This window comes from Peribacillus folii (assembly GCF_030271255.1).
Classification (GTDB): Bacteria; Bacillota; Bacilli; order Bacillales; family DSM-1321; genus Peribacillus.
Map to the genome: position 1 here is coordinate 273952 of NZ_JASJOM010000005.1, position 25271 is coordinate 299222.

At 40.4% G+C, this 25271-nt stretch carries 31 protein-coding genes; 6 read left to right on the forward strand and 25 right to left on the reverse strand.

Annotation, left to right across the window (positions count from 1 at the left end; all coding sequences use genetic code 11):
* Positions 1-166: 166 nt before the first annotated feature.
* From QNI08_RS10555 to QNI08_RS10565, 3 genes are all read right to left on the reverse strand, one after another.
* Positions 167-874 carry a hypothetical protein gene (locus QNI08_RS10555; protein WP_285767380.1) on the reverse strand — a complete coding sequence of 236 codons (708 nt, stop codon included), beginning with the start codon at positions 872-874 and terminating at the stop codon, positions 167-169.
* Between the two features lie 184 nt (positions 875-1058).
* Positions 1059-1670, reverse strand: coding sequence for an NAD(P)H:quinone oxidoreductase (gene wrbA / locus QNI08_RS10560; RefSeq protein ID WP_285767381.1), 612 nt, complete (start codon positions 1668-1670; stop codon positions 1059-1061).
* Positions 1671-1789: 119 nt separating this feature from the next.
* Positions 1790-3703 (reverse strand): FUSC family protein, encoded by a 1914-nt coding sequence (locus tag QNI08_RS10565; protein ID WP_285767382.1) that lies wholly within the window; start codon positions 3701-3703, stop codon positions 1790-1792.
* 163 nt (positions 3704-3866) lie between these two features.
* On the opposite strand from QNI08_RS10565, the gene QNI08_RS10570 reads away from it, so the two are divergent.
* The 3 genes from QNI08_RS10570 (at position 3867) to QNI08_RS10580 (ending at position 7242) form a co-directional block, all read left to right on the forward strand.
* A complete protein-coding gene (locus QNI08_RS10570) occupies positions 3867-4760 on the forward strand; it encodes a LysR family transcriptional regulator (RefSeq protein ID WP_285767383.1) in 894 nt (297 codons plus the stop codon).
* A 986-nt stretch (positions 4761-5746) separates the two neighbouring features.
* Entirely contained in the window at positions 5747-6130 is a 384-nt protein-coding gene (locus tag QNI08_RS10575; RefSeq protein WP_285767384.1) for a GntR family transcriptional regulator, read from the forward strand.
* 5 nt (positions 6131-6135) lie between these two features.
* A complete protein-coding gene (locus QNI08_RS10580; RefSeq protein WP_285767385.1) occupies positions 6136-7242 on the forward strand; it encodes a DUF1648 domain-containing protein in 1107 nt (368 codons plus the stop codon).
* Positions 7243-7440: 198 nt separating this feature from the next.
* Here QNI08_RS10580 and QNI08_RS10585 read toward each other — a convergent pair whose 3' ends face one another.
* Together QNI08_RS10585 and QNI08_RS10590 are read right to left on the reverse strand one after the other, a co-directional pair.
* Positions 7441-8076, reverse strand: coding sequence for a LysE family translocator (locus QNI08_RS10585; protein ID WP_285767386.1), 636 nt, complete (start codon positions 8074-8076; stop codon positions 7441-7443).
* A 192-nt stretch (positions 8077-8268) separates the two neighbouring features.
* Positions 8269-8490, reverse strand: coding sequence for a hypothetical protein (locus tag QNI08_RS10590; RefSeq protein WP_285767387.1), 222 nt, complete (start codon positions 8488-8490; stop codon positions 8269-8271).
* Between the two features lie 231 nt (positions 8491-8721).
* Here QNI08_RS10590 and QNI08_RS10595 point away from each other — a divergent pair, with 231 nt between their 5' ends.
* Together QNI08_RS10595 and QNI08_RS10600 are read left to right on the forward strand one after the other, a co-directional pair.
* Complete coding sequence (locus QNI08_RS10595; RefSeq protein ID WP_285767388.1) at positions 8722-9102, forward strand: Na-translocating system protein MpsC family protein; 381 nt, start codon at positions 8722-8724, stop codon at positions 9100-9102.
* A gap of 160 nt (positions 9103-9262) precedes the next feature.
* A complete protein-coding gene (locus QNI08_RS10600; RefSeq protein ID WP_285767508.1) occupies positions 9263-10306 on the forward strand; it encodes an NAD-dependent formate dehydrogenase in 1044 nt (347 codons plus the stop codon).
* 138 nt (positions 10307-10444) lie between these two features.
* On the opposite strand, the gene QNI08_RS10605 is transcribed toward QNI08_RS10600, so the two are convergent.
* The 3 genes from QNI08_RS10605 to QNI08_RS10615 form a co-directional block, all read right to left on the reverse strand.
* A complete protein-coding gene (locus tag QNI08_RS10605; RefSeq protein ID WP_285767389.1) occupies positions 10445-10960 on the reverse strand; it encodes an AAA family ATPase in 516 nt (171 codons plus the stop codon).
* Between the two features lie 118 nt (positions 10961-11078).
* Complete coding sequence (locus QNI08_RS10610; RefSeq protein WP_285767390.1) at positions 11079-11312, reverse strand: cyclase; 234 nt, start codon at positions 11310-11312, stop codon at positions 11079-11081.
* A 107-nt stretch (positions 11313-11419) separates the two neighbouring features.
* On the reverse strand, positions 11420-11647 hold the full coding sequence (locus QNI08_RS10615; RefSeq protein WP_285767391.1) for a DUF3953 domain-containing protein: 228 nt from the start codon (positions 11645-11647) through the stop codon (positions 11420-11422).
* A gap of 374 nt (positions 11648-12021) precedes the next feature.
* On the opposite strand from QNI08_RS10615, the gene QNI08_RS10620 reads away from it, so the two are divergent.
* On the forward strand, positions 12022-12168 hold the full coding sequence (locus tag QNI08_RS10620; RefSeq protein ID WP_285767392.1) for a hypothetical protein: 147 nt from the start codon (positions 12022-12024) through the stop codon (positions 12166-12168).
* Between the two features lie 74 nt (positions 12169-12242).
* On the opposite strand, the gene QNI08_RS10625 is transcribed toward QNI08_RS10620, so the two are convergent.
* From QNI08_RS10625 to QNI08_RS10705, 17 genes are all read right to left on the reverse strand, one after another.
* Entirely contained in the window at positions 12243-12701 is a 459-nt protein-coding gene (locus QNI08_RS10625) for a hypothetical protein (protein ID WP_285767393.1), read from the reverse strand.
* 76 nt (positions 12702-12777) lie between these two features.
* Entirely contained in the window at positions 12778-12960 is a 183-nt protein-coding gene (locus tag QNI08_RS10630; RefSeq protein WP_285767394.1) for a hypothetical protein, read from the reverse strand.
* Between the two features lie 87 nt (positions 12961-13047).
* Entirely contained in the window at positions 13048-13452 is a 405-nt protein-coding gene (locus QNI08_RS10635; protein ID WP_285767509.1) for an SMI1/KNR4 family protein, read from the reverse strand.
* Positions 13449-14408 (reverse strand): ornithine cyclodeaminase family protein, encoded by a 960-nt coding sequence (locus QNI08_RS10640; RefSeq protein WP_285767395.1) that lies wholly within the window; start codon positions 14406-14408, stop codon positions 13449-13451. Before QNI08_RS10640 ends, QNI08_RS10635 begins: the two co-directional genes overlap by 4 nt.
* Before the next feature lie 295 nt (positions 14409-14703).
* Entirely contained in the window at positions 14704-15525 is an 822-nt protein-coding gene (locus tag QNI08_RS10645) for an alpha/beta fold hydrolase (protein ID WP_285767396.1), read from the reverse strand.
* Positions 15526-15717: 192 nt separating this feature from the next.
* Entirely contained in the window at positions 15718-16017 is a 300-nt protein-coding gene (locus QNI08_RS10650; protein WP_285767397.1) for a DUF2642 domain-containing protein, read from the reverse strand.
* Positions 16018-16169: 152 nt separating this feature from the next.
* Positions 16170-16421: a hypothetical protein gene (locus QNI08_RS10655; protein WP_285767398.1), complete on the reverse strand. Its 252-nt coding sequence runs from the start codon at positions 16419-16421 to the stop codon at positions 16170-16172.
* 58 nt (positions 16422-16479) lie between these two features.
* Positions 16480-16815: a hypothetical protein gene (locus tag QNI08_RS10660; RefSeq protein ID WP_285767399.1), complete on the reverse strand. Its 336-nt coding sequence runs from the start codon at positions 16813-16815 to the stop codon at positions 16480-16482.
* Positions 16816-16948: 133 nt separating this feature from the next.
* The gene (bla, locus tag QNI08_RS10665) at positions 16949-17878 is read right to left on the reverse strand and encodes a class A beta-lactamase (protein WP_285767400.1); all 930 of its coding nucleotides are present in this window, start codon (positions 17876-17878) and stop codon (positions 16949-16951) included.
* A 175-nt stretch (positions 17879-18053) separates the two neighbouring features.
* Positions 18054-18434 (reverse strand): hypothetical protein, encoded by a 381-nt coding sequence (locus tag QNI08_RS10670; RefSeq protein WP_285767401.1) that lies wholly within the window; start codon positions 18432-18434, stop codon positions 18054-18056.
* Positions 18424-18915 carry a helix-turn-helix transcriptional regulator gene (locus QNI08_RS10675; RefSeq protein ID WP_285767402.1) on the reverse strand — a complete coding sequence of 164 codons (492 nt, stop codon included), beginning with the start codon at positions 18913-18915 and terminating at the stop codon, positions 18424-18426. Before QNI08_RS10675 ends, QNI08_RS10670 begins: the two co-directional genes overlap by 11 nt.
* Before the next feature lie 182 nt (positions 18916-19097).
* A complete protein-coding gene (gene paiA / locus QNI08_RS10680; protein WP_285767403.1) occupies positions 19098-19625 on the reverse strand; it encodes a spermidine/spermine N(1)-acetyltransferase in 528 nt (175 codons plus the stop codon).
* 252 nt (positions 19626-19877) lie between these two features.
* Positions 19878-21089, reverse strand: coding sequence for a PP2C family protein-serine/threonine phosphatase (locus QNI08_RS10685; protein ID WP_285767404.1), 1212 nt, complete (start codon positions 21087-21089; stop codon positions 19878-19880).
* A 22-nt stretch (positions 21090-21111) separates the two neighbouring features.
* Positions 21112-21933 (reverse strand): alpha/beta fold hydrolase, encoded by an 822-nt coding sequence (locus QNI08_RS10690; protein WP_285767405.1) that lies wholly within the window; start codon positions 21931-21933, stop codon positions 21112-21114.
* A 432-nt stretch (positions 21934-22365) separates the two neighbouring features.
* Complete coding sequence (locus tag QNI08_RS10695; RefSeq protein ID WP_285767406.1) at positions 22366-22848, reverse strand: DUF2975 domain-containing protein; 483 nt, start codon at positions 22846-22848, stop codon at positions 22366-22368.
* Positions 22849-23893: 1045 nt separating this feature from the next.
* Positions 23894-24046 carry a hypothetical protein gene (locus tag QNI08_RS10700; protein ID WP_285767407.1) on the reverse strand — a complete coding sequence of 51 codons (153 nt, stop codon included), beginning with the start codon at positions 24044-24046 and terminating at the stop codon, positions 23894-23896.
* Positions 24047-24111: 65 nt separating this feature from the next.
* On the reverse strand, positions 24112-25110 hold the full coding sequence (locus QNI08_RS10705; RefSeq protein WP_285767408.1) for an aldo/keto reductase: 999 nt from the start codon (positions 25108-25110) through the stop codon (positions 24112-24114).
* Positions 25111-25271 lie beyond the last annotated feature (161 nt).

Consider the following 25271-nt stretch of genomic DNA (forward strand, 5'->3'; position numbering starts at 1 on the left):
AGAAAATCAGGATATTTAAGTGCTTTAATTTTTATACTATTATTCAATTTAAACATCCTTAAAGGTATTCTTATCCTAACTACTTCGCTCGATCATCTGCAATTTCCTTCTTTAGTCGGTCTTGATCGTTCTAATAGAAAAAACTGCCAAAATGGCAGCCTTGAAATCAATGCCTCGAATTTGTTTTAAACTCAATCTTCTTTGCTTGATACATTTTCTCTTTATATTCATAGGTAATTTCAATCGTACCAATAAACATGGCAGGAGTAATTTGACCACCTACAGAAGCCACCAAATGACCATCAGCCACATCAAATTTAACAATGCTTCCAAAAGCAAGCGCATCAAACAAATGGTCTTGGGGGATATGAAGGTTTTCAATATTCATTACCGTTTTCGTATCGCCAATCGACACTACAGCTTCATGTTGGGTTAGTTTTGTTTTAACATTTTTAAAAATAATCGCCACGGGATTGTCTACTAGAACCTCTTCATAAATCTCACCTTTACTGGTTTGGGTTTTATTTAACACATGGACTTCATTATCCAGTACCTCTGTGCCATAACCCTTTGTTAATACAATAATTAAATCCTTCCTGTTATCTTGATTTAAGTCCTTGTATAAGATTCTTGGGGCATATGAAGGATTGGTTACATTCACCCAATAAGGAAAATATCTTGTTTCCCCATCAATCTTCATATCAAAACCTCTGTACATGCCATATTTTCTATCTATACTATTAGCATATAAAAAAACGTTGGCTTCTTGGGATGTTGAAATAATCAATTTGGAATCAGCAAATACTGTTGTCTCACTTGACCCGTCATTAATAAAATGAACCATGACCAGCATTAATAGAATGATGTACCTCATACATTCCACCTCATGATTAATATGCAGCTTGTATACTTTTGATATACTGCCTCTTTAGGTTCCATAAGCATAAGCTTCATTCTTATGGAAAATTCATGCTGTAGCTATTCACACAAAAAACCCCAGAGACTGGGCACTATTTTCGGTGTGCCCGCCATCCGGGGGTTGGTTCATGATATTTTGATTATTGATTTCCTTTTTTGACCCATTCCGCAACGGTGACTGTACGTTTGGCTTGATGTTTTACAGCGTCTGTAACGTCTTCGATCATTTTGCCATCTTGTCCGACCGTTACGCTTGTTCCATATGGGTTTCCCCCTGCACCAAATAGGACGGGATCGGTGTAACCAGGAGGGACAATGATAGCACCCCAGTGCATCATGGAGGTGTATAGCGATAGCAAGGTAGCTTCTTGCCCACCATGCGGGTTTTGTGCTGAAGTCATGGCACTGACGACTTTATTCACTGTCTTGCCGCTTGCCCAAAGTCCGCCTTGGGTATCAAGGAACTGCTTCATTTGTGATGCCATATTCCCGAACCGCGTCGGGACACTGAAGATGATCGCATCTGCCCATTCAATATCTGCCGAGGACGCTACCGGTATATCTTTTGTTGCTTCGACAGTAGCCTTCCAAGCTTCATTCCCTTCGATAGCCGATTGAGGGGCTAATTCCTGTACTTTGAATACCTTCACTTCAGCTCCGGCTTCTTTTGCTCCTTCTTCAGCCCACTTTGCTAATTGGAAATTGGTTCCGCCCATACTGTAAAAGATCACTGCTACTTTAACGTTTGACATTGATTCCATCTCCTTTTCTATTAGCCTGCATCCAACTGTATTTCCCTTTTCCCTGCACTCATTAACTTGTACTATATACCTATACCCACCCTTTCCCCCTTCTACTCTCATCACACATGTTATGACTGCAGGTGAAGGGACTTTTGCAAGTACATGATCTCATTCTGTATGCTTGAAAACGATTCTATTTCGGGAACATGCTTAATCGACGGCGATTGTTTTCGTCCGGCAGTATTGGCCATCGTTTCAAAAACATAAAGGATTCGGGCAAGCGTTTCCTCTGAAAGGATTGGACGCTTTTCGACCTTGGAGCAATTCTCCAATAAATACCCTAATCGCTCGATTGAAAAAACCACCGGCCAATAATAATCCAATGCCTTTTGGTTGACTGGGATCTCCCCTGCTGCGGTAGTATAAAGTGTTTTTAAATGAATGATGTTTGTTTGCATTTTTTTTATTTCACTCTTATCGTCAACAATAACTCCTGTCCCGTTGTCAGAAAAAAGGAGCAGTATAAATTGCGCTTGACTACGGATGGTTTTAGTGAGCAAATGAGGCAGGCGGCTGGATGCAGATTTTCTCCCGATCAGCCATACGCCGATTAAGCCAATGGCACTTCCGATCAGGACATCCATTAATCTAGCTGATGCAAAATAAGAAAAACTGAAGCCTCCCTGACTTGTGCTTTCAGCCATGAGTAACGCATTCGGTGTGAAGAATAGTGTGGCCAGCCCGTAATTTTTCACAATAAAAAGCTCCGTTATAAACGTCAGCAGCAGAATGAACAAAGCTATGATGTATCCATATGGCTGCGCGGCAAGAATGAGGCTGGCAATTAAAATGCCTGCAATCGTACCCAGTCCTCTTTGAATGGACCGGTGATAGGTTGTCACAATGGTCGATCCGGACATCACTGCTACACATGATAATGGCACCCAATAGGAACGGGCTAAATGAAACTGATAGGCAATGATCGCGGCAATGATCGTTACGGCACAGAATCGCAATGCAGAAACGAATACAATCGAATTTTTGTCAAATGCCCCGCCAATAACCATCTTCAGTGATGGCTTGGAGACTTGTATCACTTTATTTTTTAATGTTGCTTCAAGCATGATTGCGTCAGCATCATATATTTTTACGAATAACGCTGCAACCTTATCATTCATTTCTTCTGGCTGAAGAATTTTTTTATAAACCTGCTTACCCTTATCATCGAGCTTAAACGCCAGTTCCCGAATCGTTTGCCCCAGTTCTGCTGGTAATTTCGGATGGTCCTCTGAAAAATTTTCGAGTATATATAAGAATATCCTGTTTGCATGGTCATTATATACATACAGTCGTTTAAATAATTCCGTTTCCCGCCAAGGAATATACCCTGCTGCAAGTGTTTCTTCCGCCTCTTTTAAAACGGACATGACGCAATTCTTAGACTCGTTGAATTTCTCCGTACCAACAGAATCAACAAATGTTGCAAGTTCTGCATACGCTCTTTTCACTACACCTGCTTCTGGCCCATGAGGATGAAATATCCAACCGCTCATTGCAATGAGCCAGGATAATGCACCGCCTAAAAAAACGAGACCGGCCCGCAATGGGGCAAGTTCTGGATGAACGGGCATACCCGTTGTCATGGCGAAGACTAAAACGAAAAAAATGGCCGATGGACCTGGAATTCGGAATGCTCCAAAAATAAAAATGGCGGCAGCCCCTATCAATCCCATCAAGATGGCCGTTGCAAGCGGGTAAGGTGCAGCAAGCGTTCCAAGAGCTGAAACAAAAGTCATGCCAAGGACAACGAAAAATAGCTTTTTAGCGTTTTGAGCATAGGGGATATTGAAAACGTAAAGATAGGTGAATCCCCCCATCCCAGCTAACAACCCATATTCGAAATGGCCAAACCATAATCCGATAAAAACCGGCAAGGCTGAAGCCAGCCCCGCACAGAATGCTTTTACCCAAGGAAATGGCTTTCTATTGACACTCATTGCCTGTTTAAAAAGAGATGGCAATGTTGCATGTACTTCTCTCATACGATGGCTCCTTTTGATGACTTTCAGTAAATGAAGTACCTAACAATTTATAGTGTACCGTTATACTATCATTATACTCCCGGCAGACTATGCAAGCTAATTGTCTTTTTTATGGATTCCATGCATGATTGTAATACCAGTTGTTTTAGGAGGATACTTGTTTATGGATTTTCAACAATTAAAATATTTTCAGACATTGGCTGCTGTTAAAAACTTTTCAAGGGCATCCGTTACATTAGATCTTTCCCAGCCAGCCTTGAGTCGTTCGATCTCTCGGCTTGAACAAGAAATCGGCGTTCCGCTTTTTGAACGAAAAAGTCATGGAGTGGAATTGAACAAATACGGAAAAATATTTCTTCAACATACAAATCAAGCCTTGTTAGAAATACATGCAGCAACACAGGAAATCAACGACTTGAACAATCCGCTGAATGGGACGGTTTCATTGGCGTTCATTCAAACGCTTGGATCCAGCTTCGTACCAGAATTGATTAGTGACTTTCGTCAAGAAGCGCCAAAAATGGCATTTCAATTGTATCAGCACACAACAAGTGAGATTTTGGATCGATTAGCATCCACTGAAATTGACATCGGCTTTTGCTCCCCGCAGGAACCCCTTGAAAATGTTAGCTCACTGCCAATTGTGAGGGATGAATTATTTTTAATAGTCCCCCATGACCATCGACTTGCTGGGAGGAAAGAAGTCGATTTAAGCGAGGTAGCCCATGATTCATTTGTGCTGTTCAAGCCTGAAACGGCTATTCGTGATGTCATTGAGGAGATTTGCCACAAAGCCGGGTTTCACCCAAAGAAAGCGTTTGAGGGATTGGAAGAGAGAACGGTGGCAGGACTTGTCGGGGCCAAGTTCGGCGTTGCCATCATACCATTCATTCCTGGCTTGGATAAGGAAAAAATTTCAATGATCCGGATAAAGAATCCACAAAGTGTAAGGGTAATCAGCATGGTCTGGAGATCGACTGGATATATGTCACCTGCCGTTTTGAAGTTCAAGACCTTTGTTGAAACAACCATGGCCTTATCACATTGTGATGGCTGAAGCTTGAAAATCGATACTATAAAAAAAGAAAATCAGCCTTTGCACGCTAAAAAACACCCCCGGATCACATGGAAAGTGCGGTTCAGGGATGTTTTTGTTTCCGTAAGCAACCATTCATTCAAATAAAGGAATAGAACCATCCAAGATAGGATTTAGCTAATGCATACTAAAGAAAATAGGCAAATCCAAACAAAATATTTAAACGGGAATTGGGTTCCTTTCTTCTTGAAAGCACCTGTTTTGATATCGGAACTTAACACAAAAAGAAACACCAACATTAGAAAAAAAGAGGCTGCTTCTCTCATCGGAAAAAGCCTACTGGATATCCCTATCATGAGCAATATCCCTTCCAAGCACCCTACCAACATTGGAATATATTCTGCCTTATACAGCATATTTCTCATAACTGATTCCTCGCTTTGACTTTTGAAATGTATTCTGGCTATCAACGTTAGAAATGGATCTAATCAATCATTCAAACACCAACTATCATTGTTCCTAACATCATATATGCAAAAGGAAATAGGAATAAGCATACATTTACAATAATAGAACCAAACGTCATAACATCCTTGTGAATATTTGTGCTTTTAAGGCGAAGAAAAGACCGATGGGACAAATCACCAAAGGAAAAAATATAGGCAGCCCATGCACCTTTTCGAGTGGAACTATATCAAACAGAAAATTCACTATGAATAGCAGTGGAACGAGGAAGAGCAAATAAGAAACAATAAGAAATGTCTTTCGCACGACAAGCTCCTTTTACAAGTTGGTTTCTTAAATTCTAGCACAAATCAACATTTTTTGGATAATTAACCCATCATTGCACTACAAAAGACTTCACATTGCATAAAGAAACGGTAGCTAACACACTGATGTCATCCACCTAAATGAAAACAAACCCGCAGTAACCTGCCGGAAATTTGTTATACACCATATAGAACAACAATGTGTTATACTATGATTAGAACAGTCAGGAGGTACTTATGCTTATCCAAATCGAAACCTCATCCGATATCCCCATTTATACGCAGCTTTCCAATCAGCTGATTGAACTGATTGCACGTGGCCAACTAAAAGGGGGCGATGTATTGCCTTCCGTCAGATCGTTGGCGTCTGACCTTGGAGTTAATATGCACACGGTCAACAAGTCTTACCATGAGCTTGAAAGCAAAGGCATCATCCGCATCGTACCGAAGTCCGGAGCCGTAATTAACCCCTCCATTCGAGATGGCATTTCCGATGAACATCGTCTGAGGATCGTCGAGGAACTGAAGCCGATTATTGCCGAGGCAATCGTACTGGGCATGACTGCGAAGGAAATCCAGCACCTTGCTTCATCCATACTTTCTGATATGAAGGAGGAATAAGACCTATGTCATTATCGATTTTTCTTATTACACTGGCTTTCATCATCTTGCTGCAAGCCGCCATTCCATTCTTATTGAAGCGTTCGATTGCATTTGGCGTGACAATTCCGGAACAACATATGAAGGAACGAGCGCTTTCTTCTTATAAACGCTTCTATTCAGCAACGATACTTATTACCGGTACCCTTGCATTGACTGTCTATTTGCTCTGGGCAAAGAACCGGACACTTTCCGAGGATCAAGTCGTTTTTGCCGGTTTAGCCATCCAGTTTGGCGTCCTTTTTCTAAGCATGATCATGTATCTTTATTTCCATGTAAAAACAACGAAATTGAAACGCACCCATAAGTGGGGTGCAGGATTAAAACAAGTTCGGATAGCTGATCTCGCAAGCCATGCAAAAGATGAAATGCTTCCGTCCTATATGTTTGCCCTCCCCGCGCTCATTACAGCGGGCCTGCTCGTTTATACAGCAAGCCAATACAGTCAGCTGCCCGCCATGATTCCCACTCATTGGGATATAGCTGGCCAACCGGACGCGTTCAGTCGAAAAACGCCTTTTTCCACCATCTCCCTTTTGCTCATTCTATTGGTCATCCAGGGAATGATGTTCGGAATAAATGTGATGACCAAACGCTCGGGCATCAAGCTGACTTCTGCCAAAAAGAAAGCTTCGCAAATCCAGCAACTGGCATTCCGTAAATATTCAAGCTGGTTTTTGTTTTTGACGACTGTCCTGATCACCATTCTGTTCGGCTTCATACAACTGGTGATTATTCAAGGCGGAATGGGGAATGCCGCTTTTATGGCAGCAATGCCGCTCGGCTTCCTTTTAATCATGCTAATCGTGACCGCCATCTATGCCTTCAGGGTCGGTCAAGGCGGCTCTCGGATTAAGGTAACGGTCGAAGACGAGGAAGCGATGGAAACCGCCTTTGTCGACGACGACCAGTACTGGAAGGCAGGGATCTTTTACGTGAACAAAAATGACCCTTCCATCTTCGTCGAAAAACGGTTCGGGGTAGGCTGGTCCATAAACTTCGGAAACCCAATCGGTTATATATTCTTACTTGTCTCCATCCTGCTGATAGTGCTCATTTCATTCTTTTCATGAATTCTTCAATACTGAAAAAGGGAAGAATATAACCTTGACTGAAGGCTATTTCTTCCCTTGTTCTACAAAAACACTAATGCTTTTAAAGGATCAGCGTTAAATATATTAACATCAGCATCTAAAATAATTTTTCGTTTTACATATGTTATCAAATTCCTATCCCTACTCGTTATCTTCCATGACACGAAATGATATCATTTACATTATCATTGGGATACTATTAATAAATTTATATAAAAAATAACAACCGAATCCGATTAAAACCAGTCCAGCAACGATGGACGCCCGTTTAATGTATGTTGGTTTCAAGAATTTTCTAGCACCTGTAACAATCGCCATTAACCCTATATCATGTATGAGAATACCTATGATAATACCTACACTTACAATGAAGAAATTAAAAATATTTGACGAATCAAATGAGTTTGACAGGATTGTTCCAAAAATACTTACCCAAAAAACTAAGTTCGCAGGAGATATGGCCACAAGCAGTCCATTTTTGTACGAAGATTTTAATGATTTTGCCGATTTTTCACCTACCAGTGTGATTTCGTGATCGGCGTTTTTGATGCTGTCATATCCGATATGAAATAAGACAATGGCACCTATTATCCACAAAGGCACTTGAATAAATGGAATAGTTAAAATTGGTGCTAATCCAACGAACAATAAAATAATCAAGATTAAATCAATGGTCATACCTCCAAGACCTACACTCCAGCCGTGCATAAAACCATTTTTCAAACCTTGTTTAATCATTTCAATTGAAATAGTTCCAATCGGCAATGCAATCGAAAGACCTAGTAAAATACTAGAAAACAGCAACACAAACATCCCTCAACCCCCTATGTATTTTTCATTAAAATCTTTTAATATTATAGTACATCTACATATGAATATAGCAGCGTTACACTTGATATGAATCAGATGTAGTTTCATTATTCTGATATTTACACTTATTCGTATATGAAAAAATCGCCTTTAGCTAAACAAACTTTCACCTACCTTCTTGGGCTTAGATTGCTTTTAAACGTTTACAGGCTTATTTATAGAGGTCAGTTCTCCCAATTCCATAAGCCTTTGCACTATGTGGTCTTCTGTATCTCCACATAATGACAGTTTTTCAGAGGAAAAGGGGGTAAGTTGCATATTCTCACCAATCATGACTGAGTACATGGCATGCTGAAACATTGCAATAGCATTCGCATCATTGCCGAATGCTATATACTCCCCTTGTTCTACACCCAATTGTTGCAGCCCGCTCCATTTAATATGAATAGATTTCTCAGGGAAGATGGGTATTCACCCTACTCTTTTCTCCCACTGAAAATATGCAGATCATAAAAAACTACTAACTTATTATATCTAATTATATCTAGTTATATCTATTTACATTTAGATAGGAATGATATATAATTCTTTATGTAAGACATATGCTTACGAATACAGATAAATTTACAAGCCTCGAGGATGAGCTGTATGAGTGAATCTTTACAAAAACTTGAACAGAATTTCGCCAATTTGATTCGAGCTTATCGAAAGAAACAGATTGGAAAAGGTCCTGAGAAGATCAAGGTAACCTTCACCAGAAATTGGGTTGTCGCTCATATGAGTGGATGCCTAAGTCCGGTAGAAAGTTTTATCACACGGTCTGAAGAAGGACGGAATATGATTTTACATGCTCGTACACACATGATAAAAGAACTGTACAGTGAGTTAACCCCCACTGATATGGAACAACTGGTAGGAGCAAAATTCATTAAACTTATTACAGATGTAGATTTAGAGAAAGATGAAGTCGTATCTATATTTGTTTTTGAACAACCCATAGATGGAACACAAGATATGTTTTCAATATGACAGGCGGATGGAATACGGTACGTATGTGCTTAGTAACTAACCACCATCATTTTGGATAAAAGGATTGGCCCAGGCTATCCTCTTAACCAAAATGTGGTGGTTTTTTATTTGTAACTTTTCAACAAAATCAAACTAACATTATTCCTAGGAGGAACACATGATGAAAATTGTAGCAGTATTACCACCAGTAGTAGAATTGCCAGAACCATCTCCAGGCTATTTGTTTAACGTTGAGAAAGCTTATAATCTTCATGAATATTTTGCAAGCAAAGGTCATGAATTCATTACACTAAGTGATGCAAATGAATCCTTGGAGCCGCATTTGGCGGATATGTCCATCTTCATTTGCAGCCCTTTCTACCCTGCTTACCTGACAAAAGAGAAAATTGATCGTGCTCCAAACCTAAAAATGGCTCTTACGGCTGGCGTAGGTTCCGACCACTTTGACCTGGAAGCTTGTGCAGCACGGAATATCACGGTTGCTGAAGTAACGGGAAGTAACGTTGTCAGTGTTGCTGAACATGCTGTCATGCAAATCCTGATCTTGCTCCGTAACTTTGTTGGCGGCCACGAACAAGCCGTAAACGGTGAGTGGAACCTGCCTAAGGTTGGTGCTTATGCCCATGACTTAGAAGGGAAAACAGTCGGCATCTTTGGATTCGGACGCATTGGACAGCGTGTCGCAGCCCGTCTGCGCCCCTTTGATGTGAAATTGGTCTACAACGATCCCTACCGTCGTGAGGATTTGGAAGCTGAATTGGGTGTGGAATATGTACCTTTCGATGAATTGGTTGAAACAAGTGATGCCATCACGATCCACGCTCCTTTGACCGAGCAAACGGATACATTGTTCAACCGCGATGTCTTGAGTCGTACCAAAAAAGGCGCCTATATCGTCAATACGGCACGCGGAAAAATCATCGAAACGGAGGCGCTTGTAGATTCCTTGAAATCCGGACATTTGGCTGGCTACGCTGGTGACACTTGGTACCCACAACCAGCTCCTGCCGATCATCCTTGGAGACACATGCCAAAACAAGCCATGACTGTCCACTACTCCGGCATGACCCTGGAAGCTCAGCACCGTATCGAAATCGGTACAAAAGCGATTCTGGACAACTTCTTTGAAGGAAAAGCACAAAAACAAGAAGATTTGATCGTCGAAGGCGGAGAAATCGTCAGCCCAAGCTACAAAATCAAGTAAGCTGCAATATGCAGTGACACCCTCCTGTACAGGAGGGTGTCTTTTTTTTATTTCTACTGTTTTAGAAAGGATATCGACCTTCCTCTTAATGAAGAACATGATTCTACTAGAGCTTCCCTAAAAGAGAGCTCCACTCTGTTAATTAAAGTAATTTTTTATTTCGTCCTTATTTGTCACAACCAATATCTTATCATCGTACATTCCAAATTGATTATAGAAATTTGGTTTCCCCACTTCTTCAAAGTATCTATTCCACTTAAACATTTTAAAGAATATCTTTAATGTGGGTGTATAATTTGACCTTTCTAATCCTAGCTTTTGTAAGATGAATCTTTTTATTATTCGATAGGTCCTCACTGAATAATCTGTGTCTAAGAAAATGATCAATTCTGCATTTCGAAAACCATCTGACACCCACTTTTCATTGTGAACCCCTTCTATAATCCATGTTTCGGAACGAATGAGGGTCTTGAAATATTCTTCTCTTTCTTCTTCCGTTCTTCTAATATCTCCAGATTCACACCTTTTCCAAATGACATTATCCAATTCGTAAAGCGGGATATTTAACTTTGAGGATAGCTCTCTAGCTAGAGTTGTTTTTCCACTGCCAACTGAACCGATAATATGTATTTTATTTGGAATGTTTTCTTTCAAAAAAGACCACCCCCTTATTGCAACTTCCACAGCCTGCCCCGAATGACAGCATAAGAAAAAGCTGCCTTAAAGACAGCTCCACTATTCAGCTAACCCGCCTGTCAGCTGAAAAAGCCGGTCACTTTCCAGAGTTTTCATCAGCAGGCTTTCGTTTATGCCTTTCAGTGATTATTTTTTTATTGAATATCTTAACGTCTCCAACCATCAGCAACCTCATATCCTCGACAATATACTGGGCCAACTCTTGGTCTGTGATGTCATCTCCTTCAATATCGAGGCGGAATTCCTGCCCTTGAAGCCCGCCGCCATTCGTAAACACGATTTCAAAGTCAAATTGAACCCTTTTATCCATATGAACCCTCCTAGAGTAAAGTTCTCTATAGGAATATTCTAGACGAAGAAAATATTCCCTTCTTCAGACTTGATGCAAGAAAAAAAGCTGCTTTAAAGGCAGTTCGATCAGTTCAATAAAAACCCCTGTATGGAAACGAAGAAAAGGAAGAATGAGACGACAACACAGCCATAAAAACCGCCTTTTCTATTTTTTTGAAGCTCGACTATTCCTGTTACCAGCATAAATGCCCCCACGATCAACATAAAGGACGGCATAACAAATGTTTCAGTCAGTAGCTGATAAGCTGATATAGCAAGGATGACGATCGCCAACATCATTTTAATCTTGTTCAAGACGATAATTCCTCCCATAAGTGTAATTTGCCCGTTTGCTGCAAAAGAAAAGGAGCTGCCCATCAGCTCCTGATCATGATTCATTCTGATTTTTTAATCGACGAACCTCTTCTTCTAGCTTATCCACTTTGTTCTGGAGTTCTTTTTTCGGTAATACTAGCTTTCTTATAAAAAACAAAACGACTAGTACGAAAAGGAATGTCAGAATTATGCCTGGAATGCCTATATTGCTCACAATACACACCGCCCTATCATTACATTACCCAAATTCTAGTTTTAATCTTAAAATTTGTCAATGCCTCAAAGGGATATCATGAATACAACAGGTGCTTTCTTGTGAATAATAAGACGGTTAAGCGATGAGGAGGATTTTTATGAAACAAAATCAACAAGCAAACAAGATTATGAAACCGGAATTTTCCGGAACGGATGCACAAAAAGTGAAGCAACAAATCCAAAAAGATGTACGCGAAGGACAAGGGGCAATGACCTCCCGTGAAGCCGGAGCCATGCGCGATTAAAAAACCACGTGCAGTGGTTTATATTTTTCATCATTTCTTATTTATTTGACCCAATGGCACAACGTAATGATGTATCATATTCCGCAATGATACAGATAGCATTCCCCTTTGGCCAAAGCTTCTGACATTGATATCATCTTATCCAATTGTGCAATCACTTCATCCCGGCTGAAGACGAGCTTCTCATAGTTCCCTTCCTGTTTGTCGCCATAAACATACGCACCAGGGAGTACGAAGCTCGCCGGTGCGTTCTTGAATAGGTTTTTCCATGACATAAAAATACCCATTAGGGTTTTGGATGCCTGCCTATCAAAAAGGGTGACTCCATGATAATTAATACCTCTGCCGCTTGGATTCCCTCGCTTGGCTGGGTTCTGACTCGGGATCCATTCCAATGAGTCCATTATGTATAGAATTAAATCATCATCTATAACAGCACTGTCCATGACACCATTGCCGCTTTCCTTATACATCCAAAAATCTTTTGTGTCAGTTGTCCTAGCAATAAGATAAAACTCATGAACCGACCCCATTGGTTTCCTCCTTAGAATAAGTATCTGCCCCCATTCTAGAGCATTAGAGAATTAATCTCGGTATCTCTCCGATCATTTACTCATCATTATCCAAATCATCATCCAGAAATGACCTTTTATCTTTTTTCATATCATACTTTTCTTCGACAATTTGACCAATGATTGAACGGTTGATTCCCTTTCTTACTGCTGCTTCAATAACTGTATATAGAATGAATAACCCAACAATCACAAGAACGAAAGGAATGAGGATCTCCACAAAAAAACCTCCAAACAAATTTCTTTTTTATCCTCCATTCTAAAAAAAGCGCAGCCGTACACCCGCTATTCATTCAGCTTCATCCATCTAAGCTTGCGAGACAATAAATTCCTTTACGTTAGCGGCCAATTCCTCCATTTCTGCGGTTTCGTGATACCAAATATACACTTTGCCATCGATTGCTTTATCAACAATGCGGAAGCATATCTTGTTTCCTGTACCATCTTCACCAATAGTTAGTACATCCGCAGCCATGCCTTCCTCTCTCTCATCTTGATTTTGCCTTACAATATCATCCCATGTTTTCTTTACATTTTTGTTATCTTTTATCGGATACAAGGTCCATTCAGCAATCTGAGCATTATTGGTTTGTTTAAAAAGCTCTTTGTATTGTTTTGGAAAACAAACGCCCAATCGTACTTCTGCGGATTTTATATCTGAATCTGTTACTCCAGGTTTACTTGAGTCAATCAAATCGATTACATCATTCAATTCGTACATCCCATCCCCTCATAAGTTTTATTTTGGGCCATCTTCATAATCTCATGTGCAACGACTACTTCCGTGCCAGAAAGTCCGACGGAACAGAACACTGTAACATCATTCATTGACGTTCTGCCTGGTTTGTTTCCAGCTATGATGTCCGAAAGCTGTACAATATCCTGTGCATAAGGAGTATTCGCCAAAAAGTGAGGGGTTGAGTAGGCACTTAACTGTTCAAGGGAATCGGTAGAAAGGACGGAGCTTTTACGAGCTGCTTCCATGGGCAGCTCATGTCCATTCATTGATTTTGGCCCTACAGTATTGATATGTACTCCTGGTTTTATCCAATCCGCATCAATCACTGGTGAACGGCTATTTGTAGCACAAATGATGATGTCCGCCTTCTCGACACATTTTTTGGCTGAATCCGCAGGTATTACATCCAAATCGAATTTTTCAGACATTTCTTCCGTAAACTTTATTCGATTTTCATCATGGCGACTGTAAACCAGAACCTGTTCAATATCCCGGACAGCGATGGCTGCTTCCAGCTGAGTTCGGGCTTGCATTCCTGTTCCTATTATCGCTAGCTGTTTGGCATCCGGGCGAGACATTGCCTGAATGGCAGCTCCTCCGATTGCTCCCGTACGAATTGCACCAAGTAAATTGCCAATGACAACGCCTTTGAATACGCCCGTCATTGAATCAAATACAGATACCAATTGTTCGTGGCCCAAGTGTTCGTTTGAGTAAGTATCATATACTCGGAAGCCTATAACGTTTTCAGTCGTTGCCGCACCGGCAGTGAAAACCAAGCTTCCATTCTCCGTCTTCAATTGAAATCTTGGCGGTGAAACAAGGGTTGCGTTTGCTTGTTCAAGAAAAACGCGCTCAATTGCTTCAATAATGGGTTTCATTCTAGTCAATCTTAAAACGTCCGTATCTGTCAGAACTTGATATGACATGGGTAACAAGCCCACCTTTCTATTAATCTATTGTACTTTTCAATAAGGTACAGGCAGCGGCGATATAGCCCGCTTAAAAGCTGCGCTCCGCTGCCCAAGCTCCTTGCATGTTGCTTAAGAATACAATATGCCCAATATGAAGAAGCAGTATAGGTCATTCAACCGTAAAATCAAGAGCCGCTTGATGAGTTAATAAGCCTTTTTCAACTATTGCATAAAGCAGATTGTTCAAATCGGAGAAGATATTCCCGATGAAAAGCTACCCAGCACAACACCCTTACACCGTAACTAACGCTTAAATAGGATAAAACGCTTCCACCCTATCCAGCCATTCATTTATGAGCGTATGAAAGAGTTGCGGTTGTTCAATTTGCAGATTATGGCCTGCAGTATCCAAGACAGCGAAGGTTCCTCGCGGATACTTGGTGATTAAATCAAGGGCATCCTTAAATCCTACCGTAGCGTCTTGTCTTCCTAACAGGAAAACGCTAGGTTTATGGAAATCGGCCTGATCAATCTTAAAAGAAAACCCATATTTCTGTTCAACCTTGTTTAGAAACTTTTCATCATTCATTTTACATCCACTTAGAATTTCTTCGTTGTACCGTAACCAGGTGTACTCATTCAATACAATGTTATGATTCTTAAAGTCTTCCCATTCATCCTTCGTTAAACTGTCGATAAGCCTTTGATCTGTCTTGATTATTTCATGTTTCTCCACTGTTCTGTTTTCTGGAAGCGGCAGGATGACCGGACATATGAAGGCCGCACCAAGTATTTGTTTTTGCTGCTTTTCAATGAGCCCCCTAGCAAGATAGCCCCCGTACGACTCCCCAGCAATGACGTATGCTTGGTCAGGAATTACAGCTTGAATGAAATCCGTAACAGCATCCAGCATTTCATCGGTGCTGCTTATTCCGTCATACCCTTTTGTTAATCCCATCCCAGGAAGGTCCATATAAATTCGGCGCCAGCCCTGCCTCTCAGTGAATATCGGTTCCATACACCCGCTCATCAATCGATGATCCGGAGAATAACCATGTATCATTAAAATGGGCGTACCTTCCCCGAAATCTTCATAATAAATTTCAGCTTGGCGAACTTTGCAATAGGCCATTTCAATCCTTCTTTCTATAAAAATCATGTGAATGAAGTGAAGCTATATCAATAGGGCCGCTTCCTTATTATTCAATAATAGTCCATGGTATTCCTTTGTTCAAAAGCGGCAAACCTAGCCCTGACGCAATCTTTTATGCGTTTTTTTTGTTTTCAGAACAGCAGCACGCAAAAAAAGCGTCCTTAGACGCAGTTATGGCTTACCCGTGTAGTAGACAATGTGTTGATAGCGGATATGGTGATTTACATTTCCAACCGTAAGTTGAATGTGGTCAATGGCCACTCCCGTTAGTTTCCCTTCTAATGGTCCAATCGTTGTTGCGACGACAATTGTTTTTTCTACATTCATAAGGAGATGATCTAAAAACACAGGTTCGGCAGCTATCGTATAAGTCGGCGATAGATTTTTCATCATGGCGGGAAAACCACTTGAATAGGCATATTGCCCAGGCGGCAATATCTCACGATAAGAATCATGCGGGAAACCTTGCATGTTTAACACACTCCTTTCATTCAACATATGCCAATCTTATGTGCTTAATAACTCAGAAAGCCTTTTTCGATGGAGCTATCCTTTCGCTCCATCGAAAAAGCTGCCTTAACGACAGCTCGAACCGTTAGCAGAAGCACCTCATACCTGCATGTTTATTCCTTTGATAGCTCCCATAACCCTATCGAAAACACAAGGACCAATAGAAGACATACCATACTATATAACACCTTCCTTACCTTGAATGGCAGGAAGTGTATCAAAAGATAAGCCAAATTACCGAAGATTCCTGCTCCGATTATCACTTCGGTCTTCTCTTTATCTTGATCTTCAGTATATCTGATGGAAACTATCAATCCTGCTATCGATAGGAAAATAAGAAAGAGAAACCCTATATCCATGTTCATGTTGATTTTTCCTCATCTGTTTTGAAATGATCAGAGGTCACCGAATGTATACAGCAAGCTAATCACCTATCGCAAATACATGTTTTTTTCGCTGTAAGGCTTCCATGCAGAGCGATTTCAAGTCTCTAGCAAAACGCCGAATATCTTGCTCTTTGTCCTCTTTACTGTATATATCAATTATGCCCTCACATATCCCTATCATTTCATGAATTTCATCTTTATATAATATGGTTTCCCCATACATATCAAGATTTAGAAGCAAGCCAAAATCATTCGTAGAATCCTTTTCCTTCGTTAAAAGGTAGGAGTGCATTCCCTCCTCAAACTCCACATATGCTTCTTCCTTACTCGCTTCATCATAGGTATTGGCTAAGATGAATTGGATTCCACACATTTTCCTTCACTCTTCCCTTCATGTTTTTAACATTTTAACAGAGTCTATCTCCTTAAGTGGGTCTTTTGCTTAATAGCCAATTGGTTTGTATAATGCCACATTCGGAGGCTGTATATTAACTAAAAAAGGCTACTTACTTATTGACCTGAAGGACCTTCATCACTTCTTTTGTGGCCTCCGCGATAAGCTTGTCGTTGTACGCAGCATCTTTTTCATCACGACTTGAAAGGATGGCAAGAACGATCGGGTCTCCTTTTGCCGGCCAAATGATGGCGATGTCATTTCGCGTACCATATGATCCTGCCCCGGTCTTATCCGCCACTTGCCAGCCCTTCGGCACTCCAGCACGAATCAGCGCATCTCCCGTCGTATTTCGCTTCATCCAATCTATGAAAAGTTCACGCTTCTCTCTCTCGAGTGTATCGCCCAGTGTATAAGCATGAAGACTGGCAGCAAGTGCCCTTGGTGTACTCGTATCATGCGTTTCACCAGGATTCACTTCATTTAGGTCTGGCTCGATCCGCTCAGGGCTGGTGACATCATCACCCAGTTCCTTCAGTGCTTTTTTAAATCCAGCCGGTCCCCCCAGTTGTTTCAGGATGAGGTTTCCAGCAGTATTGTCACTGTAACGAAGCGAAGCATCCGACAGCTCCTTAAGCGTCATCCCCGTATCAACATGCTTTTCGGTGATCGGATTATAATTGACCAGATCCTCACGTGTATAGGTAATCCTTAGATTCAGGTCTTCCATGGATTTTTGTTGTAAAAGTGCTCCTACGGCAAGAGCCTTATGAGTAGATGTATAAGCAAAACGCTCATCTGGATGGTAGGTTACCGTTTGGTTTGTACCGGTATCCAACGCAAAGACGCCAAGCTTAGCATCGAATTTGTCTTCAAGCTTGGCAAAGTCATGAATCGTGGCCGTTTCTTTTTTTGCGGGCTCTGTTAACTCATCATGGACGTTTTCATTTGAACAGCCTACAAGCGCTGCACATGAAAGGAATAGTGCAGGCACCATTTTTCTGAATCGGGAAGTCCCCAAAATAGCGTTCGATGATTTCATTGAAATTCAACCTCTTTCTAGACACGTTTAGTATGTATGCTCCTACAGGAATCACAGCTATTGTATCAACGATCCGCAACAATGAACATGTAGTGCTTATGATACCTCCATGATAAAAAGATCAATATTTCAACTATTCAACTTTCAAGAAAACCGATTGTTTCATCATAACCCTCTATTGTTTAAATGGAATCCGTGGACTTTCGTTTTGATAGATAGAGTACGTCCAGCCTTGATTTTCCATGTCTGAGCATTGGTCATTATTGCAAGAAAAGAGATAGGTCTGCTTGTCAGTACGGACACTTACGCCAAAATAGTAGGGAAATGCTCCGCCTTCATTTTTATCCAGACTAGTATCTATCGCAATTATTTTCTCTTTTTCTGCAATCTTTTCATAATCTTGACTCTCAACCGTTTTTTGAACCATTTCACTTAAAATAACCTGTTCACTTTTGGAAGGTTCATACGCATGTTCAAAAATAAACCATCTTCCAAATAACAACAAATTAAACCCGATACTGATCATCAATACTGTAATGAAAATCTTATTCTTCATATCCTCTCCCTTTCTCCACCTCGATTGTGTGTAACTCGTGCAGTTCAATCAAGCGGCTTATACTCTCTTCTTTAGCAAAAGAACTATGCCAGCGATAATCGTATTGATCCAATATACGGTAATGGTTACTAATCAAGTTTTGTTGCAATCGAAAATCCCCTCTATAATCGATTTCCTTCCACCATATCTTACCGCCCATTGTTTTTTCCTTTGGCGTCCCGCCATTTTTGCTTGCGATTAGCCGGACAAAATCAACCGGATCATCACCAATCGTCGATATCAACAATTGGCTATGATTAAACAACGCACAAAATGCCACAACGGTTGTCCAATTGGCTTCCATTCTTCTTTTTTCAATTTGCACTAACGTTTTTTTCGAAATCCCCAGAATTTCCGACATCTTATCTTGAGAAAAATTTTGCTCTGTTCGAACAAGCTTCATTTTTTCTGAAATTAAACGGATGAACTCTCCTCTTTCCATTTATACCTAAACACTCCTTTTAAGTGTAATTTTACACTAAACGTATATTTTTTCAACAATAAAAAATTTATTTGAAAGGAGATATAAGCTTATTAGTAGAAACAGCCCCGCTCGCTGCATAATAAAAAGCTGCCTTACTGGCAGCTCTGTTCGTTGGTATGAGCGGAAATGAATGCCGCTTTTCAAAAATGTTTTCCTATTGTTTTGGTCATAATAAAGTCGGTTTGTTCTTCATCACCCATATAAAAAGAGTGGGCGCCAGTTTGGATGAACCCCAGCTTCTTATAAAAAGCGATCGCATTTTCATTTTTCTCCCAGACCCCTAGCCAGATCTTCTCTTTATTACCTTCCAGCGCAACTTCCAGCGCTTTGTTTAGAAGATCTCTGCCAAGACCATGTTTTTGAAATTTTTTCTTTATGTAAATCCGCTCAATTTCAAGTGATTCGTCACCCATTTTTTCAGACTGAGCCTCATTAATATTAACCTTCAAATACCCAGCGACCTCATTATCCACATTAACAAAGAAGAATTGCGAAGACAGATCGGATAATTCTTTTTCTAATTGGTCTAAATTAAATGCCTTTTCCAAATAAGCATTCATATTTTCCGGTGAATTCTGATGCTTAAATGTCTCATTGAAGGTTTCATAGCTAATGTCTTGAAGCGTGTGTAAATCTTCGCATGTACATTTTTTTATATGGATCGTCATTGATATAGGTTGCCCCTTCCATGGTTGCCCTTTTTTACTTAGGGCTTGCATCTAGTTTTTTTGTTGCAAATGCAATAAAAAGTCATATATAAAATGTACCGTACCTTTGTTGTGTTTGCAATAAAAAATATAGTCAATTTCATCGAGTTTGTCTATACTATTGGAACCAAAAAAGCTGCCTTAAGGCAGCTCCACTCTTCAACTAGCACAACCATATTTAGTGATATCATGACACGTCTCTCTCTCACTGACTTAATTCAGTTTGACCAGTATGAAGCATTGGTCATCTTTATATGAATCATTATTTTCTTCCACTCTAAGAGAGTTTATGATTTCCTGTTTAAGTGTCGATAATGGTGCTGTCGAATGGTTCTTGATTAAAGTACATAATTGGTCTGGACCTATAGGTTCTTCCACTCCATCTGTATAAAGGAACAGGAAACTGTCTTTATTGTATGTAATGGCATTTGTTTTAAAGCTTATCCCCTCGAACATCCCGAGTGGCGGACGATTGGATTGCAGGTGATATTGCTTTCCGTTCATATCCTGTAAGATCACGGGAGGATGGCCTGCATTAATATAACTGATTTCTTTCTTATCCGTATCGATTAAAAGGTAAACACCTGTGCAATAATAAGAAGTTTCACTTGTGTTTCTGAATAGAGAATGAAGAATATCATCTAATTCCTTCATAACGGTCTCGACTTCGGAACCTTTTAAAATTAACCGTTGAAATATGGAATGAAGCGACATGGTTATCAAAGCCGACGAAAGCCCATGCCCCATCACATCGAGCAGGATAAGCCCAAACCGGCGATCGTCAATTTGGTAGTATCCATAAAGGTCACCTGATAGTTGATTGGCGCCTTTATAATAGGCTTGAATGTCAAGATGTTCATTACTGATGGGAACAGGTAATAGCGCCTCTTGGATTTTTTTTGCGAGTTCCATTTCTCGTTCTGTTTCCATTTTGTATTTTTCGTTTTTCCCATTCACTTCAATAAGTTCTTCTTTTTGCATTTTTACCATTTCATGAGCTTTCTCCAAATCAGAATAAGCCTCATTCTTAGCATGAAGAGCTGTCATGGCCTCTTTTTTCGCCAATAAAAGCTCATTTTCCAATTCGTTTCTTTTTCGCATGGGAATCACCACACACTCGATGACGGAGCTTCCCACGCGCACTCTTCGGACAGCGTTGAGCAACACGGGGATCTCTTCACCATCTGCCGCCTTTAAGGAAATATATATTTCCTCTATGTGATTTTCCAGCTTAATCAGAGGAACCAGATATAGCTGATGAAAAAGTATAGCCGAAGCTGAAAGGATGAAGTTAAAATGCTTTCCTTCCAATTGTTCGTGATCATACCCCAATATTTTAAGTAAGGTTCGGTTAATGGATAAAATAGCATCTTCTTCTGACAAGGTCAAAAATCCGCAAGGTGCATCATTCAATTGTTCATTCACAAAACTTCACACCTATCCTTTTCTATACATCAATTGCCGAAGAATCATCCAAATACTGACGGATCAGGAAAATCGTCTCCTCGGGATGACTCATATGCGGACAGTGTCCTGTTGCTTTCATCATGTTCAATGTACTATCTGGAAGATGTTTATGAATATATTCACCTACGGCTGCCGGAGCAATAACATCTTCTGAACATTGCAAGATAAGGGAGGGTACTTTCACTTTCGCTAAGTCCTTACGGTTGTCTGCGAAAAAGGTAGCCTCTGCAAATTGGCGAGCGATAAGGGGATCAGTAGAACAAAAACGCTTCTCTAGCTCCTGTTTCAGCTCTGGCCGATCGGGATTGGACATAACCGTTCCCGCAAAGGCGGTTGCCCAGCCTATATAATTTTTTTCCATCATATCAATCAATCCAAGAAGCTGTTCTTTCTCGAATCCTCCGTAATATTCATCAGGAAGGTTGAGATAGCAAGGCGAAGGCCCTACAAGGACAAGCTTGGAAAAGTATTCAGGATGTTTAATGGATGCCAGCATGCCGATGACACATCCAACAGAGTGTCCAACAAATATAGCATCCTTAAGGTCTAATGCGGAACAAACATCAAGTACATCTTGTGCATACCCTTCAAGAGAGCTGTATCTTTCCACGTTGTATGCCTGTAAGTCGGAATTACCTGACCCAACATAGTCAAATAGGATAATTTGGTATTCGTCTTCGAAGTCTTTGGCAACAGATTGCCAGACATTTTGATCACAACCGAAGCCTGGCGCAAAAATCATTGGTCGTGTACCATTTCCTTTCAACTTTACATTATTACGCAATAGTATATTGGGATTCATAATTGGCTCCTTCATGTAGAAGATCTACTCACTATATGTTAACACTAACCTTTGCTGAATTAAAGAATTACCCTTCCTTCCTGAAGCCTTCCATGTATTCCAATTTGGGGAGATGTCAAACGACTCTGTAATCGATAGGTATGTTGAAACCTTGGTTAAATCTCCAAAAATCAGGATATATATGAGAAAATCGAACAAAGGGCTGTTTCCCTTGAGTCGGCAAATTGCAATTTCACGTGTAACGGGAGCTATGGAGCGATCCATTGACCGTCGGTTTATGTGTTTGGACTTCAAATGTTTCATCAATAACCTTGAAAATAGAAATGGCATGTTTTGAATAAAAATCACTCAAAACATGCCAGCCATTAACTATCTTAAAAAACGCTAGAGTATGCAGGTTGAGGAGGTTTAATGATTGCCATATCCTTCACCTTAGACCGTTAAATCATTTTCTGATTTAATCTGGATCGCTTCTTGTAAAAGCCGTTGAAGAACAGCAGCAAAAACGGCGATGACCATAGAGGCAAAAATGATCATCGAACCGATTGGCATGAAGCTTGGAGGGTCAATTTTTTCCGCCATGAGATAGTAGAGTGGCATACCTAGCAGGTACAAGGCACTGATCGTGATGGCACAGTATTTTATCTTCTTTAAAGCCTTCACCGAGAGGTCCGAGAACGCTTGGTTCTTATCAATATAGCGTAAAAGCGTAAAAGCTTGAAACAGAGCAACGTAAAAAGGGATTGCTGCCGCATACATATCGATTAACACAAGGGGTTTCAGATAAGAGAGATTTGGATACAATTCTCCAGCAAAATTCCCGATCTTAGGCACCAAAAATAGGCACAAGGCAAGAACAGGAATGCCGATAAAAATGATAGCTAACTTTAAAAAGAGTGTCGTAACTTGTTTCATAACAGTACCTCACTTGTGTATCTTTACATTTTTGATTTAAGTTTAATGGATTTTTTATTGATTTACAATAAATTTTTATCGATTATACTCAAATTACAATTATCACCTTTTACATATTCATACAAAAAAAGGCATGTCCCATACCTAACATGCTTCCTGCTTTTAATTTTTTTCTCCGATCCTTACTCCTCACATCAATGGCCAAGAACCCCTTCACTGCATCAAATGGACAAATGGTTAGAAAGGTAATGCACCTGTTAGCAGTCCATTTACTTACGTTATCATTTAATCCTCATCACCAGAAACATCACCAACAAGAAAACGATATGAATCCATACCGTACATTTTATGAAAAGTACCGCCCAGTATTTCTTTCGCAAACCATAGTGAAATATAAAGACTGCAAATAACAGACTGACTATTCCATTAAGAAAATGACCATTCGCGAAATCTAAAGCTATATTTACCAAGCAAGAAATGATATATAAAGTGTGATATACCCTATCAATCTTTTCTTTTCTTTGGACCTCGTGTTGAAATTGATACATTCCTTTCCACCTCTTGGTTCTGATTATCCTGTTTTTCACAAACCTGTCTTAAAGACAATTTCGAACGTATCTATCGCGTCCGTTTTTAAATATAAGTTCAGGAAAATATTCCTAGTCCCCTTTTTCTCCCATCTTAACCATGAGGGGTAGAATTATTTTTCCGGATTTTGTAAACAATTAATCAGTTCTTCATAATCGTATGTTTTTAATACCAAGTCATCTTTATTGAACACAATGAATGCAGGTTCTTTCTTTAAGGAAAGTTTAGGATATTGCTCATTCAATGACTCATAAGATGATGTGTTTATAATAGGTCCCACATTGGTTAGGTTATTGTCCTCTAATACATCCACTGTAATTTCATTCCCAACAGCAAGCAATGAATACCTGTGACTTTCACTAGGTATGATTCGAGCGATCAACTCCCTAATCATCATGTTTCGTCCATAATTTTATTTCCCTACTGAATAAACATTAAAATTTGTAAATTATTGTAATTATAATTTATCATAGGCTGTTTCTGTTGAGAACAAGCAATCAGCATCCATGATACATACCGCTGCATCATCATTTCGATGCCCGATACGGTTGTTCAACCATTCTGCCCCATTCGTTCCATAAAGAAAGAGCCGTCTCAAAGACAGCTCCAATCATCGGCACCTGCACCCGCTAGTTCGAGTATACAAACTGAGTGCAGGCTTCTTCCATTATCCCTTTATTGAGGGACCACGATTCCATGTTTGAATTGCATCTGCGGAAAACTGCCACCGGCAATCGCACTTACTGGAATGGCTTCTTCTATTCTTTTGACATCACTTTCTGATAGATGAACAGCCAGCGACTTCATCGATTCCTGAAGCTGGTTTACTTTTCTTGCACCAATTAACGGCATGATATCTTTGCCTTTGGTTAAAACCCACGCTAGCGCAAGCTGGGCTACCGTCATTTGTTTTTCTGCCGCTAGCTCGCGTAAGCCTTCAACAAGGGAAAGGTTTTTGTCGATATTTCCTTTATGGAATAATGGGATATAGCTATTGCCATGGTCCACCTTGTCTTTAGACATCGTACCGCCAAGCAGTCCGTGAGCAAGTGTCCCAAATGCCACAACATCAATCCCCAATTCCCTTGCAGCCGGCACGATATCCTTCTCGATGCCGCGATTAAACAGCGAATATTGGTATTCAGCCAAACTGATGGGATGAACGGAATGCGCCTTTTTTAGAGTAGCGGCATCCACCTGTGTCATCCCGATATGCTTGACGTACCCAGCCTTGACCATGTCGGAAATCGCGCCTATCGTCTCTTCGACAGGAATCGCCAGGTCGATTCTTGCCGGCTGATATAGGTCGATATAATCCACGCCTAACCGTTTAAGTGAATACGTTAAGTAATTTTTAATATGCTGAGGTCTAACATCCAGACCATACATCCTGCCATCAGGAGCCACTAAAGCTCCAAATTTCACGGATAAAAAAGCCTTTTCTCTATTTCGGCCCTTGAGTACTTCACCAATCAGCATTTCGTTATGGCCACTGGTATAGAAATCTGCCGTGTTAAGATGAGTGATACCCGCATCCAGGGCAGCATGAATGGTGGCTATGCTTTCATTTCTGTCGGAATTGGCATTGGACATACGGCCACAGCCAAGTCCCACTCTCGATATAGCTCTTTCGTTTGCTTGAATGTTCAAATCAATCCCCCCTACATTCTTCATAATGAAATCCATCCCAGAGTCCTTTACCTGCGCTTTTACCTTTGCCGCCAAATCTCACGAAGTCGCGAAACTGCATAACGCTGAAGCCTGGCTTCGCCTAACACATCTGATTCCCGCGCACTTCTGCCACCCTGTACTTATCATCCTTTAATCGTAAAAAC

Excerpts from the sequence above, each read along its gene's own strand:
- paiA (WP_285767403.1), bottom strand. The coding sequence starts at position 19,625 with ATGACGATCCATATAAAAAAATGTACATGCGAAGATTTACACACGCTT.
- QNI08_RS10555 (WP_285767380.1), bottom strand. The coding sequence starts at position 874 with ATGAGGTACATCATTCTATTAATGCTGGTCATGGTTCATTTTATTAAT.
- QNI08_RS10570 (WP_285767383.1), top strand. The coding sequence starts at position 3,867 with ATGGATTTTCAACAATTAAAATATTTTCAGACATTGGCTGCTGTTAAA.
- QNI08_RS10650 (WP_285767397.1), bottom strand. The coding sequence starts at position 16,017 with ATGCAAGGTTTCCCGCATGATTCTTATCGTGAGATATTGCCGCCTGGG.
- QNI08_RS10610 (WP_285767390.1), bottom strand. The coding sequence starts at position 11,312 with ATGGATAAAAGGGTTCAATTTGACTTTGAAATCGTGTTTACGAATGGC.
- QNI08_RS10580 (WP_285767385.1), top strand. The coding sequence starts at position 6,136 with ATGTCATTATCGATTTTTCTTATTACACTGGCTTTCATCATCTTGCTG.
- wrbA (WP_285767381.1), bottom strand. The coding sequence starts at position 1,670 with ATGTCAAACGTTAAAGTAGCAGTGATCTTTTACAGTATGGGCGGAACC.
- QNI08_RS10620 (WP_285767392.1), top strand. The coding sequence starts at position 12,022 with ATGAAACAAAATCAACAAGCAAACAAGATTATGAAACCGGAATTTTCC.
- QNI08_RS10645 (WP_285767396.1), bottom strand. The coding sequence starts at position 15,525 with ATGGCCTATTGCAAAGTTCGCCAAGCTGAAATTTATTATGAAGATTTC.
- QNI08_RS10690 (WP_285767405.1), bottom strand. The coding sequence starts at position 21,933 with ATGAATCCCAATATACTATTGCGTAATAATGTAAAGTTGAAAGGAAAT.
- bla (WP_285767400.1), bottom strand. The coding sequence starts at position 17,878 with ATGAAATCATCGAACGCTATTTTGGGGACTTCCCGATTCAGAAAAATG.
- QNI08_RS10640 (WP_285767395.1), bottom strand. The coding sequence starts at position 14,408 with ATGTCATATCAAGTTCTGACAGATACGGACGTTTTAAGATTGACTAGA.
- QNI08_RS10565 (WP_285767382.1), bottom strand. The coding sequence starts at position 3,703 with ATGAGAGAAGTACATGCAACATTGCCATCTCTTTTTAAACAGGCAATG.
- QNI08_RS10655 (WP_285767398.1), bottom strand. The coding sequence starts at position 16,421 with ATGAACATGGATATAGGGTTTCTCTTTCTTATTTTCCTATCGATAGCA.
- QNI08_RS10595 (WP_285767388.1), top strand. The coding sequence starts at position 8,722 with ATGAGTGAATCTTTACAAAAACTTGAACAGAATTTCGCCAATTTGATT.
- QNI08_RS10600 (WP_285767508.1), top strand. The coding sequence starts at position 9,263 with ATGAAAATTGTAGCAGTATTACCACCAGTAGTAGAATTGCCAGAACCA.
- QNI08_RS10625 (WP_285767393.1), bottom strand. The coding sequence starts at position 12,701 with ATGGGGTCGGTTCATGAGTTTTATCTTATTGCTAGGACAACTGACACA.
- QNI08_RS10660 (WP_285767399.1), bottom strand. The coding sequence starts at position 16,815 with ATGTGTGGAATCCAATTCATCTTAGCCAATACCTATGATGAAGCGAGT.
- QNI08_RS10575 (WP_285767384.1), top strand. The coding sequence starts at position 5,747 with ATGCTTATCCAAATCGAAACCTCATCCGATATCCCCATTTATACGCAG.
- QNI08_RS10705 (WP_285767408.1), bottom strand. The coding sequence starts at position 25,110 with ATGAAGAATGTAGGGGGGATTGATTTGAACATTCAAGCAAACGAAAGA.
- QNI08_RS10670 (WP_285767401.1), bottom strand. The coding sequence starts at position 18,434 with ATGAAGAATAAGATTTTCATTACAGTATTGATGATCAGTATCGGGTTT.
- QNI08_RS10585 (WP_285767386.1), bottom strand. The coding sequence starts at position 8,076 with ATGTTTGTGTTGCTGTTTTCTAGTATTTTACTAGGTCTTTCGATTGCA.
- QNI08_RS10675 (WP_285767402.1), bottom strand. The coding sequence starts at position 18,915 with ATGGAAAGAGGAGAGTTCATCCGTTTAATTTCAGAAAAAATGAAGCTT.
- QNI08_RS10695 (WP_285767406.1), bottom strand. The coding sequence starts at position 22,848 with ATGAAACAAGTTACGACACTCTTTTTAAAGTTAGCTATCATTTTTATC.